The sequence below is a fragment of the Marinobacterium rhizophilum genome (genome assembly GCF_024397915.1).
GTDB lineage: Bacteria > Pseudomonadota > Gammaproteobacteria > Pseudomonadales > Balneatricaceae > Marinobacterium_A > Marinobacterium_A rhizophilum_A.
This window is the reverse complement of sequence record NZ_CP073347.1, coordinates 4,375,824-4,387,486: the sequence shown is the minus strand read 5'-3', so window position 1 is coordinate 4,387,486 and position 11,663 is coordinate 4,375,824. Positions and strand designations below refer to the sequence as shown.

Annotated in this window: 11 protein-coding genes; 8 read left to right on the top strand and 3 right to left on the bottom strand. The window is 60.8% G+C overall.

Going from position 1 to position 11,663, the window contains the following annotated elements:
- Positions 1–9: 9 nt before the first annotated feature.
- The 3 genes from KDW95_RS19800 to KDW95_RS19790 form a co-directional block, all read right to left on the bottom strand.
- A complete protein-coding gene (locus KDW95_RS19800) occupies positions 10–1,206 on the bottom strand; it encodes an acyl-CoA dehydrogenase family protein (protein WP_255853494.1) in 1,197 nt (398 codons plus the stop codon).
- Positions 1,207–1,219: 13 nt separating this feature from the next.
- Positions 1,220–2,599: an enoyl-CoA hydratase-related protein gene (locus KDW95_RS19795; RefSeq protein ID WP_255853493.1), complete on the bottom strand. Its 1,380-nt coding sequence runs from the start codon at positions 2,597–2,599 to the stop codon at positions 1,220–1,222.
- Positions 2,600–2,661: 62 nt separating this feature from the next.
- Entirely contained in the window at positions 2,662–3,438 is a 777-nt protein-coding gene (locus KDW95_RS19790; RefSeq protein WP_255853492.1) for an enoyl-CoA hydratase, read from the bottom strand.
- A gap of 202 nt (positions 3,439–3,640) precedes the next feature.
- Here KDW95_RS19790 and KDW95_RS19785 point away from each other — a divergent pair, with 202 nt between their 5' ends.
- From KDW95_RS19785 to KDW95_RS19750, 8 genes are all read left to right on the top strand, one after another.
- Positions 3,641–5,305, top strand: coding sequence for an AMP-binding protein (locus KDW95_RS19785; RefSeq protein ID WP_255853491.1), 1,665 nt, complete (start codon positions 3,641–3,643; stop codon positions 5,303–5,305).
- Between the two features lie 69 nt (positions 5,306–5,374).
- On the top strand, positions 5,375–6,142 hold the full coding sequence (locus KDW95_RS19780) for an SDR family NAD(P)-dependent oxidoreductase (RefSeq protein WP_255853490.1): 768 nt from the start codon (positions 5,375–5,377) through the stop codon (positions 6,140–6,142).
- Positions 6,143–6,156: 14 nt separating this feature from the next.
- Positions 6,157–6,939 (top strand): enoyl-CoA hydratase-related protein, encoded by a 783-nt coding sequence (locus tag KDW95_RS19775; protein WP_255853489.1) that lies wholly within the window; start codon positions 6,157–6,159, stop codon positions 6,937–6,939.
- A 62-nt stretch (positions 6,940–7,001) separates the two neighbouring features.
- Positions 7,002–8,141: a cyclohexanecarboxyl-CoA dehydrogenase gene (aliB, locus tag KDW95_RS19770; RefSeq protein ID WP_255853488.1), complete on the top strand. Its 1,140-nt coding sequence runs from the start codon at positions 7,002–7,004 to the stop codon at positions 8,139–8,141.
- 68 nt (positions 8,142–8,209) lie between these two features.
- Complete coding sequence (locus KDW95_RS19765) at positions 8,210–8,686, top strand: MarR family winged helix-turn-helix transcriptional regulator (RefSeq protein ID WP_255853487.1); 477 nt, start codon at positions 8,210–8,212, stop codon at positions 8,684–8,686.
- A gap of 9 nt (positions 8,687–8,695) precedes the next feature.
- Positions 8,696–9,373, top strand: a complete 678-nt coding sequence (locus KDW95_RS19760) for a nitroreductase (RefSeq protein ID WP_255853486.1) — start codon at positions 8,696–8,698, stop codon at positions 9,371–9,373.
- A 712-nt stretch (positions 9,374–10,085) separates the two neighbouring features.
- Positions 10,086–10,892 (top strand): ABC transporter ATP-binding protein, encoded by an 807-nt coding sequence (locus tag KDW95_RS19755; protein ID WP_255853485.1) that lies wholly within the window; start codon positions 10,086–10,088, stop codon positions 10,890–10,892.
- Entirely contained in the window at positions 10,889–11,617 is a 729-nt protein-coding gene (locus KDW95_RS19750) for an ABC transporter ATP-binding protein (protein ID WP_255853484.1), read from the top strand. The genes KDW95_RS19755 and KDW95_RS19750 overlap by 4 nt, the downstream gene beginning before the upstream one ends.
- Positions 11,618–11,663: the final 46 nt, after the last annotated feature.

Genomic DNA, 11,663 nt, shown 5'->3' with positions numbered 1-11,663 from the left:
GTCCTCCCGTTACAGCTCGAGCATCATCTTGGCGATGATGTTCTTCTGGATTTCGTTGGAGCCGCCGTAAATAGACAGCTTGCGCAGATTGAAATACTCACTGGCCGGTGCCGAACTGTAATCGGCGTGACGCAGCTCGCCGGCAAAAGCCGGATCCAGCTCCGCTTCAATGAAGGGCAGTGCATGGGGCCCCAGCACCTTGCGCATCAGATGACTGATGGCCTGGCGGATTTCCGACCCCTTGATCTTCAGGATCGAGCTTTCAGCACCTGGAACGCCGCCAGCCTGAGCCGCCGCCAGTATCCGCAGCGTGCTCATCTCGATCGCCATCAGCTGCATCTCGACGTCGGCAATCTGGGCGCGCAGCAACGGATCCTCGATCAGCGGCCGGCCGTTGCAGGACTCCTGCGCCGCCACCTGTTTCAGATGCGCCAGCGCCGCCTTGGAGATACCGATACCGGCCTGTCCGGTGCGCTCGTGGGTCAACAGGTATTTGGCGCAGGTCCAGCCGCGGTTCTCGTCACCGACGCGGTTCTCGACCGGCACCCGGACATTATCGAAAAACACCTCGTTGACCTCGTGCTCGCCGTCGAGGGTAATGATCGGACGCACGCTGATTCCCGGGCTGTCCATGTCGATCAGCAGAAAGGTGATGCCCTGCTGCGGCCGGGCATCGGGATCGGTGCGTACCAGACAGAATATGCGGTTGGCGTACTGCCCAAGGGTGGTCCAGGTCTTCTGGCCGTTGACGACATAATGGTCGCCGTCACGTACCGCCCGGGTCTTCAGCGACGCCAGATCGGAGCCAGCACCTGGCTCCGAATAGCCCTGGCACCACCAGTCCTCGCCGGACAGGATGCGCGGCAGGTACTCGGCCTTCTGCTGTTCAGTACCGAACTTGATGATGACCGGGGCCACCATATTGACACCAAAGGAGATCAGGCGCGGCGCACCGAAGGCCGCACACTCCTCCTGGAAAATATGCTTCTGCACCACTGTCCAGCCGGTGCCTCCCTGCTCCACCGGCCAATTGGCGGCATACCAGCCCTTCTTGGAAAGGATGCGTTGCCAACGCTGGTGCTGTTCTTTGCTCAGGTGCTTGCCGAGTCGGACGCTGGCCGCAATATCGGCCGGCAGGGCTTGCTGCAGAAACGCCCGCACCTCATCGCGAAAGGCTAGTTCTTCAACGGTATATCGGATAATCATACAAACTCCTCGATCAATTTTGGCCATTCAGGTCGGCGAAGGACCGGCCGTCGGCAACCAGCTGTTGCAACAGAGGGGCCGGCGCCCAATGCTCGCCCAGACGCCGCTGCCAGTATTGGATGTGCTCCAGCACCCGACCCAATCCGAGCTGGTCGGCGCAGAACATCGGGCCGCCGCGCTGGGGTGCAAAACCAAAGTCTTTCGTCAGAATCGCGTCGATATCAGCGGGCCGGTGCACAACAGCCTCGGCGAGCAGTTGCGTGCCTTCGTTGATGAGCGCCAGCAGCGGCCGCTCGAGCAGGCAGCCCTCTCCAAGGACGAGTGTCCCATTCGACGCGTCAATGTTGTCTGCAGTGTCTTGCCCTACGCAGTCCTGTGCAGCCACACGCAAGGGCCCGATGGCCATGTCGAACGCGGCCAGGGCGGCATCAAGCTGGCCGGCATCGACACCCTCGGCAGCCAGCTGCTCCAGCTCCTGACGGTAACGCTGCGCCAGGCGCTGCCCGACCGCAGCGGCCGATACCTGGCCGGAATCATCCAACTGCCGGGCGTAACGCCGCTCAGCCATAAAGCGGTGGATCAGGGCCGCGCGCTGGGGCGAAGCCATGCATTGCAGGAACAGCTCCCGCTCCCGGCGCAGCCCCTCGGCCAGCGGCAGGCACACCGCCGCTTCAATGGCATCGATACAGCGCTGCGGTGAGTAAAGCCCCGGCATGCGCTGCTGCACCTCGAGACGCTTGGCCTCGAGCAGCGCCTGAGGCTCGACAGCGGTGTCGAGGTGAGCACATTGCTCACCACTGCGGCGTGGCCCCGCGTTGCGGGCCAGCAGTGAGCGCGCAAAGGCCAGTCCAGCGCTTTCCAGGTCGCCGTCGAACAGCTCGTCGACGATCCCGTACTGCAGCGCCTCGGCCGCGCTGATCGGCTCGCCGCCGACAATCATCTCGAGCGCCACGGCGACCCCGGCCAGCCGTGGCAGCCGCTGGGTACCGCCGGCACCCGGCAGCAGGCCCAGCCGGACTTCCGGCAGTCCGAGCCGGGCATCGGTGCGGGCAATACGGTAGTGACAACCCAGCGCCAGCTCAAGCCCGCCCCCCAGTGCAGAGCCATGGATCACGGCCACCGAAGGTTTACGACCACCTTCCAGGCGACCTATCAAATCTGGCAGCAAGGGTGGCTGGGGCGGCTTGCCAAACTCCTTGATATCGGCACCGGCAATGAACGTCTTCCCCGCGCACAGCAGCACCAATGCCCGTATCGCCGGATCGGCTTCCGCCGCGTCAAAGGCCTCCAGCAATCCGGCCCGCAGCTCCTGCCCCAGGGCATTCACCGGGGGATTATCGACACGTACCAGACAGATCTCGCCAACCCTGGTAACCACTACCGACTGGGACATCGAACAGCTCCTTCAGGCTCCAGGGCCTGCTGTTATTGTTGTTGCGCTGGCATCGATACCGACTAGCGGTCAGCCCAGCGCGGTTCACGTTTCTCCAGAAATGCCTGCATGCCCTCTTTCTGATCCGCACTGGCAAAGCTCGCATAAAGCAGGCGCCGCTCGAACTGCACCCCTTCCGCCAGGCTGCTTTCGAAAGCACGGTTGACCGCCTCCTTGTTCAGGCGCACGGCCATGCCGGAATAACCCGCGATCTGGCGTGCCGCAGCCAGCGCCTCTTCGAACAACGCGGCGGCCGGCACCACCCGGGCGACCAGACCGCTGCGCTCTGCCTCTTCGGCATCCATCAGACGTCCGGTCAAGCACAGATCCATGGCTTTTGCCTTGCCTACGGCACGGGCCAGGCGCTGAGTACCCCCGGCGCCCGGCAAGGTCCCCACCTTGACTTCCGGCTGACCAAAGCGGGCGCTGTCGGCGGCGATGATGAAGTCGCACATCATCGCCAGCTCACAGCCGCCGCCCAATGCCAGTCCGGCAACGGCGGCAATCACCGGCTTGCGACAACGGGTGACATGCTCCCAGTCCGCCGTGACGAAGTCTTCCAGGTAAAGATCGGAAAAGCCCTTGGATTGAATCTCCGAGATATCAGCGCCAGCCGCGAAAGCGCGATCACTGCCGGTGATGACCATCGCACGGATGGCCTCATCGGCTTCCATCGTCTGCAGCGCTTTGCCCAGCTCCTGCATCAGCGCAGCATTCAGCGCATTCAGCACCGAGGGCCGGTCGAGGCGGATCAGGCCCACCCCGTCGAATACTTCCACCCGAATATTGCTGTAAGACATGGCTCCTCCCGTTGAACGTTTGTGGCCTATCCAAATCGGTCAGCGTGACCCGATGCCGACTTCGATGAGATGCAGCCAGTCTAGCCACAATAATTTTTAAAGACAATATATTGACATATTAATTTATCAAAGCGTATTGTTTGACCAACGATCAGACGCAAGCAGCGTTGCAATAAAAACAAACCAAACAGGCGAGAATGTTATGATAAATGGGACTCACCCCGTCCATGACCGTCGCGAAAGCATGATCAAATCAGGCGCATGGAACGACAATACAATTACATATTACTTCGACAAGGTGCTGACAAGCACTCCCGACAAACCCGCGATCATCGGTTACCGCGTCGAGCAGGACGAGCGCACGGCGATCAGCTACCGCGAGCTTGACCGCATTGCCACCCGCACCGCCGCCGGACTGGCCGGTCTGGGCGTCAAAAAAGGCGACATCGTCTCGTGCCAGCTGCCCAACTGGTGGCAGGCCACCGCGCTGCTGCTGGCCTGTGCGCGCATTGGTGCCATCCTCAATCCGCTGATGCCGATCTTTCGCGAACGGGAGCTGCGCTTCATGCTGCGCCACGCCCAGAGTCGCGTGCTGGTGATACCGCAGCGCTACCGCGGCTTCGACTACGCCGCCATGATCGACGGGCTGCGGGCCGAACTCCCGGACCTGGAGCACGTCCTGACCATCGGCGGCCAGGACGGAAGCAGCTTCGAACAGCGACTGCTGGAGCGCGCCTGGGAAGACGAAATCGATACCCAAGCCCTCTTCGCCGAACGCCTGCTCGGCGGCGACGATGTCGTGCAGCTGCTCTATACCTCTGGTACCACAGGCGAACCCAAGGGGGTATTACACAGTTCCAATACGCTATTCGCCAATACCCGTCCCTACAGCGAACGCCTGCACCTGGGCACCGAAGACATCGTCTGGATGGCGTCACCACTGGCCCACCAGACCGGCTTTCTATACGGAATGATGATGCCGATCTACCTGCAGGGCACGGTAGTGCTGCAGGACATCTGGAACCTGGACTACGCGCTGCGGGTAATCAAGGCGGAAAAGCCGACCTTTACCATGGCCTCGACGCCCTTCCTCGCGGACCTGGTCGAGGCCGCCGGACACCATCCCGGCGCCCTTGATTCGCTGCGCATCTTCGTCGCCGCCGGCGCACCGATTCCCGGCGCCCTGGTGGAAAAGGCAGCCACGCGGATGAAGACCCGGATAGTGTCGGCCTGGGGCATGACCGAAAACGGCGCCGTGACCATGACCCGGCCCGAAGACGATACCTCGATCGCGAGCCACACCGACGGCATTGCCCTGCCCCATATGGAAGTCCGGGTCGTCGACACCGACGGCCGGCCGCGACCGACGGGCGAGGAAGGCAACCTGATGGTCCGCGGCGCCAGCCTGTTCATCGGCTACCTCAAGCGCCCCGAGCTCTATGGCGTCGATGCCGAGGGCTGGTTCCCGACCGGCGACCTGGCACGCATGACGGCCGAGGGCTATATCCGCATCACCGGACGCAGCAAGGACGTGGTGGTACGCGGCGGAGAAAACATCCCGGTCGTCGAAGTCGAAAACCTGCTCTACAAACACCCGGCCGTCGCCTCGGCCGCCCTGGTCGGCTGCCCGGATGAACGGCTCGGCGAGCGGCTCTGTGCCTATGTCACCCTGCACCCCGGCTACGAGACCCTGACACTGGACGAGGTGGTCGACTACCTGCTCGGGCTGCAGATCAGCAAAACCTACCTGCCGGAATACGTCGAGGTCATGCCGGCCATGCCGCAGACCCCGTCCGGCAAGATTCAGAAATTCAAGTTGCGCGAGCGTGCCAGCCAGATGCGTCTGGAGTCGGCCAAACGGCGCTGAAATTCACCCCATCCGCAAGAAAACCACTCGTTACCACCACTATCAACAGACAAGAATGAGGCACAGCATATGAAAGGACTGGACAGCAAAGTCGTCATCGTAACCGGCGGCGGCGGCGGCATCGGCCGCGCCATCTGCCAGCGCTTCGTCGCCGAAGGCAGCAAGGTCGCGGTGCTGGACCGCGATCAGGCGGCGGCGCAGAGCACCGTCGACGCCATCACCCGAGACGGCGGTACCGCGATCGCCTACACCGCCGACATCACCGATTACGACGCCATCGTCGCCACCGTCGACACCATCGCCCGCGAGCTCGGTCTGCCGACGGTGCTGGTGAACAATGCCGCCTTCGACCGCTTCATGCCGTTCCTGAAAACCGAACCCGGACTCTGGGATCAGCTGATCGCGGTCAACCTGACCGGCGCACTGAACATGCACCATGTGGTACTGCCGCTGATGGTCGAAGCCGGCGGCGGCAAAGTTATCAATATTGCCTCGGATGCGGCCCGCGTCGGCTCGTCCGGCGAAGCGGTCTATGCCGCCTGCAAGGCGGGACTGGTGGGCCTGAGCAAGACCCTGGCGCGCGAGCTGGCGGGCAAGGGCGTCAATCTGAACGTGGTCTGCCCGGGACCGACCGACACCGCCCTGCTCAAGGATGTTGCCGCCACCTCCAGCAACCCGGACAAACTGCTCGAAGCCTTCAGGCGCGCCATCCCGCTGGGCCGTCTCGCCCAGCCGGACGACTATCCGGGCATCGTTGCGATGCTCGCCAGCGACGACGCAAACTTTATTACAGGCCAGGTGATCAGCGTATCTGGCGGCCTGACCATGGCCGGCTAACGGGAGACTTGAAAATGCATTACGAAGATATCCTCTACAGCGAAAACGACGGTGTCGCCACCATCACCATCAACCGCCCGGAGCGCTACAACGCCTTCCGCGGCCAGACCTGCATGGAACTGCTGGACGCCTTCAACCGCGCCGGCTGGAACAAGAATATCGGCGTCATCGTATTTACCGGTGCCGGCGACAAGGCGTTCTGCACCGGCGGCGACCAGAGTGCCCATGAGGGCCAGTACGACGGCCGCGGCCTGATCGGCCTCCCGGTGGAAGAGCTGCAGACCCTGATCCGTGAAGTACCCAAACCGGTAATCGCCCGGGTCAACGGTTTCGCCATTGGCGGCGGCCACGTACTGCACGTGGTCTGCGACCTGTCCATCGCCTCGGACAAGGCCATCTTCGGCCAGGTCGGACCGAAAGTCGGCTCCGTCGATCCGGGCTTCGGCACCGCCTACCTGTCGCGCCTGATCGGCGAGAAACGCGCCCGCGAAATCTGGTACCTGTGCCGCAAGTACAGCGCCCAGCAAGCGCTGGACTGGGGCCTGGTCAACGCCGTGGTGCCCCACGACGAGCTCGACGCCGAAGTGCAGAAATGGTGTGACGAGATTCTGGAAAAGAGCCCGACCGCACTGTCCATCGCCAAGCGGTCATTTAACGCCGACAGCGCCAATATTGCCGGCATCGGCGGTCTGGGCATGCAGGCCCTGAGCCTGTACTACGACACCGATGAAGCCAAGGAAGGCACTGCCGCGTTCAAGGAAAAACGCAAGCCGGACTTCCGCAAGTTCTACAAATAACAGCGTACAGCTGGCCGTGCCGCCGGCACGGCCAGCTGTCGACAAACGCCCAGGAGGCCGACATGAATTTTGCATTTACCGAAGAACAAAACGCGATCCGGGAAATGGTGGCCCGCTTCAGCAAGGAGGTGCTGGCACCACGCTACGCCCAACGGGAACAGGAAGGCGGCATCGAGCGCAGCGTCGCCGAACAGCTCGGCGAGATGGGATTACTCGGCGGCGAACTGCCGGAAGCATTCGGCGGCAGCGGACTGGACTGCGTCACCAGTGGCCTGATCATCGAAGAAATCGCCCGCGGTGACTTCAATGTTGGCTACCTGCCGCTGCTGTGCTCGCTCAACGGTCAGATCATCGCCAACTTCGCCCAGCCAGAACTGGCACAGGAGTGGCTGCCGCAGATCATCGCCGGTCGCAAGCTGGTGTGTATTGCACTGACAGAACCCCACGGCGGCTCCGATGCGGCCAGCCTGCGCCTCAAGGCCGAGCGCCGCGGCGACAGCTATGTATTGAACGGTGAAAAGACCTCAATCTCGATCGCCGACCAGGCCGACGTCGCCGTGGTGTTCGCCCGCACCGGCACCCAGCAACAGCGCGCCAGCGGCATCAGCGCCTTCCTGGTGCCGATGAACCTGCCCGGTATCACCACCACGCGTTTCAAGGACCTGGGCCAGCACGCCATCGGCCGCGGCTCGATCTTCTTCGACTCAGTGGAAATCCCGGCCAGCCACCTGCTGGGAACAGAAGGCAGCGGCTTCAAGCAGGTCATGCAAGGCTTTGACTACAGCCGTGCACTGATCGGCCTGCAATGCCTGGCCATTGCCCAGCAGTCACTGGACGAGACCTGGGAGTGGCTCACCGAACGCCACGCCTTCGATCAACCGCTGTCAGCCTTCCAGGGCCTGACCCACCCCCTGGCCGAACTGCAAACCTATGTCGGCGCAGCCCGGCTGCAGTGTTATTACTCGCTGTGGCTGAAAGACAACGGACTGCCACACAACAGTGAAGCAGCGATGAACAAGTGGTGGGCGCCCAAGCTCGCGTATGATGTCGTCCATCAGTGCCTGCTGGCCCATGGTCACACCGGTTACGATGAAGACTTCCCGATGGCACAGCGACTGCGTGACGTTCTGGGGCTGCAAATAGGTGACGGCACGGCCCAGATCATGAAAAATATCATCGTTCGAGAAGCGACAAAGCTGTAGTTTCTGTATCCCCGGTGCGTGAGAGGTTACAGCAGCTCACCACTTAAACAGGCATACAAGGACCTACGATGACTCAACTGGATTCCGGAGGCATCCCCAACCGGCTGTTTTTCCGTCTTTTTCAGACCGGCAACGTACTGCAACGCCAGGTACAGAAAGAGATGGGCATCAGCACAGTGCAATGGGCCGTACTCGGAGCCCTGTCACGCACAGGATATGAACAGGGAGTCTCGTTCAATGAGCTGACCGACTATCTGGTGGTCAGTCGCCAGAATCTCGATGGCGTCCTCAAGCGGATGGAACGGGACGACCATGTTGTGCGTGTCCCCCATCCCGAGGACGGTCGGGCCAGACTGGTGAGACTGACCGAAACGGGCCAAACCTACTGGAACAATCTGCAGGAGCGGATTCAGGAATTTTATAGCCAGGGGCTGCACGGCTTCAGCTTCGACGACTCGGTCAGCCTGCTGCATTATCTCAACAAACTGCAGGGTACCCTGACCGACATTACGCTCGAGCCAACCAAGGCTCCCGAGCCCGAATAGGACAATACCATGCATATCGACAATGCCATTCGCACCCGCAAGTCGGTGCGCCGCTTCCGCCCCGACAGTATATCAAGAGAGGTAATCGAGCATATTCTGGAGCTGGCCGCCCGCGCGCCGAGCGGCAACAATGTGCAACCCTGGCATGTCCACGTGATCACCGGCATAGCCAAGCTCGAACTGTGCAGCGACATCCTCGCCGCTGCACGCGAGGATGCCAGCGCGCACGAGCCCGAATATGCCTATTACCCGACCGAATGGTTCGAGCCCTACCAAGGCAGGCGGCGCGAAGTGGGCTTCTCGCTTTACAACCGGTTGGGTATCGGTCGCGGTGACAGGGATGCCCGCGACACCCAGATGCTGCGAAACTTCCAGTTCTTTGACGCACCAGTAGGGCTGCTGATCAGCCTGGACCGGCGACTCAGTACCGGCAGCTATATCGACCTGGGGATGTTTATCCAGAACATCCTTCTGGCCGCCCGCGGCCAGGGCCTGCACACCTGCGCCCAGGCGGCCTTCGCAGGCTACCACCGGGTGATCCGCGACCACCTCCCCCTGGCCGAGCAGGACATCCTGGTCTGCGGCATTGCACTGGGGTACGAAGACCCCGAGGCCCCCGAGAACGGCCTGATTACCGGGCGCGCCCCCGTATCGGATTTTGCAGCCTTTCACGGCTTCGAGGACTGAGTTGACTGTCAGATCAGCCAGGTCGTTTTCAGCACCGGCCAATACCGAGCTGATGACAGTACTTGGCTAGACACTCGAAGCATCGACACTTCTGCATCACAACAGCAGACTCGACCAGCATAAGAATGCTTGCAGCAGACTCCGGACCATTTTGACAACTGCCAGGCAACGCTCCGATAAACAGGAGAGCTCGGGGAGCCGCCTGCGACCGAAGATATGACCATTCCCGGACGACAGCACGCGATCGGTCACGACCTGATACATCGCCACAATCGACCACCCCTCAACCGTTACAGTAGCGGCGCGGCCCAGCATAGCCGAAGCAGGCTGGCCGCCCGGCACTGACTGACGACCACAGCACGCGGCCGGCGAGGACAGCCGACGCAGTCGCCACCAAAGAGCCTTCAATTGACATTAAGCAAATCAGTTGTCATTTAAGACAAAGAGCAATCTTTTATTAAGATGACATGAAACGATATATTCGCATTAAAAACCATAAAAACGCACAAAATCGCTTAATTAAAGGTTAAAAAACACATTCCGAGCACAGAAGAAAGAAGAAAATAATATATTTAGGTAAACTTATTGTCTTAATTTTTCTTTGACAGTACACTGAATTCAGTTCCGATATGCGCACCCAGCTTCGACGAGCTCATCTGCGCGAACTGTTCGCACAGAAACCAGAGCCATAACAAAAAAAGAAGGAGGCTTTATGCAACGGGATCTGATCTTGGAGACCAAGCATCTTGTAAAAGAGTTTAAGGGTTTTACCGCCGTTGACGACGTCAACCTTAAGGTCGAGCGCGGAACCATTCATGCCTTGATTGGCCCCAACGGGGCCGGGAAGACAACCGTATTCAATCTGCTGACCAAGTTTCTGACTCCGACCCGGGGAAGCTTGCTGTTCAACGGACAAGACATCACCAGAGAAAACCCAGCCTCGATAGCCCGCATGGGAGTGGTCCGCTCTTTCCAGATATCTGCTGTGTTTGCGAACCTGTCTGTGCTGGAAAACGTACGCGTGGCATTACAACGCAAACGCGGCGACAGCTTTGTGTTCTGGCGTTCGGAAAAGACGCTGGATAGGCTCAACGAGCGTGCTCTGGAACTGCTGGACTCAGTCGGCTTGCGCGACTTTTCCAAAGTGCGAGCCGTCGACCTGCCTTATGGCCGCAAGCGTTCACTGGAGATCGCTACCACACTGGCGCTGGATCCTGAGCTGCTGTTGCTCGACGAACCAACCCAGGGTATGGGACACGAGGATGTCAGCGTCATCACCGAGCTGATCAGGGAAGTAGCCAAGGATCGCACCATCCTGATGGTCGAGCACAACCTCAAGGTGGTAGCCAACCTGTCAGACCGTATCACCGTACTGCAGCGAGGCGCCATTCTCACCGAGGGTGACTACCAAGCCGTATCCGCCGACCCGCGGGTACGCGAGGCCTACATGGGCGTCGAAGCGGATCCGTCGACGGCGCAGAACACTATCGACGACAGCGACCTGGAGGCTACTGCATGACTGCAGTGATGAATGCCCAGTCACAGCGCGAAAAGCTGCGCATTAACGACCTGCACGCTTTCTACGGCGAGTCCCACATCCTGCATGGCATCGATCTGTCGATCAAACAGGGAGAACTGGTCACCCTGCTGGGTCGCAACGGTTCCGGCCGCACCACCACCCTGCGTGCGATCATGAACATGGTGGGCAAGCGATCAGGATCGATCAATATCAACGGGCACGAAACCATCGACATGCCCAGCCACCGTATCGCTCATCTGGGCCTGGGTTACTGCCCGGAAGAAAGGGGCATTTTTTCCAGTCTCAACGTCGAAGAGAACCTCATGCTCCCTCCCAGCGTGCGCTCCGACGGCATGTCGGTGGAGGAGATCTATGCCATGTTTCCCAACCTGGCCGAACGTCGCAAGAGCCAGGGCACACGCCTCTCTGGCGGCGAACAGCAGATGCTGGCCATGGCCCGTATCCTGCGTACCGGCGCCAACATCCTGTTGCTCGACGAGATCACCGAGGGCCTGGCACCGGTGATCGTGCAGACGCTTGCCAAGGTGCTCACCCAGCTCAAGCAGCGAGGCCTGACCATCCTTCTGGTGGAGCAGAACTTCCGCTTCGCCGCCCCCATAGCCGATCGCCATTACGTGATGGAGCACGGCCACATCGTCGAGGAAATTCACGCCAGCGAGCTGGAAGCCAAGACCGAGTTGCTGAACACCTACCTCGGTGTGTAACCGATTTTCGCAGGACGCGAAAAACCGAAGCAGAACGCAATACAAC

Excerpts from the sequence above, each read along its gene's own strand:
- KDW95_RS19800 (WP_255853494.1), bottom strand. The coding sequence starts at position 1,206 with ATGATTATCCGATATACCGTTGAAGAACTAGCCTTTCGCGATGAGGTG.
- KDW95_RS19795 (WP_255853493.1), bottom strand. The coding sequence starts at position 2,599 with ATGTCCCAGTCGGTAGTGGTTACCAGGGTTGGCGAGATCTGTCTGGTA.
- KDW95_RS19790 (WP_255853492.1), bottom strand. The coding sequence starts at position 3,438 with ATGTCTTACAGCAATATTCGGGTGGAAGTATTCGACGGGGTGGGCCTG.
- KDW95_RS19785 (WP_255853491.1), top strand. The coding sequence starts at position 3,641 with ATGATAAATGGGACTCACCCCGTCCATGACCGTCGCGAAAGCATGATC.
- KDW95_RS19780 (WP_255853490.1), top strand. The coding sequence starts at position 5,375 with ATGAAAGGACTGGACAGCAAAGTCGTCATCGTAACCGGCGGCGGCGGC.
- KDW95_RS19775 (WP_255853489.1), top strand. The coding sequence starts at position 6,157 with ATGCATTACGAAGATATCCTCTACAGCGAAAACGACGGTGTCGCCACC.
- aliB (WP_255853488.1), top strand. The coding sequence starts at position 7,002 with ATGAATTTTGCATTTACCGAAGAACAAAACGCGATCCGGGAAATGGTG.
- KDW95_RS19765 (WP_255853487.1), top strand. The coding sequence starts at position 8,210 with ATGACTCAACTGGATTCCGGAGGCATCCCCAACCGGCTGTTTTTCCGT.
- KDW95_RS19760 (WP_255853486.1), top strand. The coding sequence starts at position 8,696 with ATGCATATCGACAATGCCATTCGCACCCGCAAGTCGGTGCGCCGCTTC.
- KDW95_RS19755 (WP_255853485.1), top strand. The coding sequence starts at position 10,086 with ATGCAACGGGATCTGATCTTGGAGACCAAGCATCTTGTAAAAGAGTTT.
- KDW95_RS19750 (WP_255853484.1), top strand. The coding sequence starts at position 10,889 with ATGACTGCAGTGATGAATGCCCAGTCACAGCGCGAAAAGCTGCGCATT.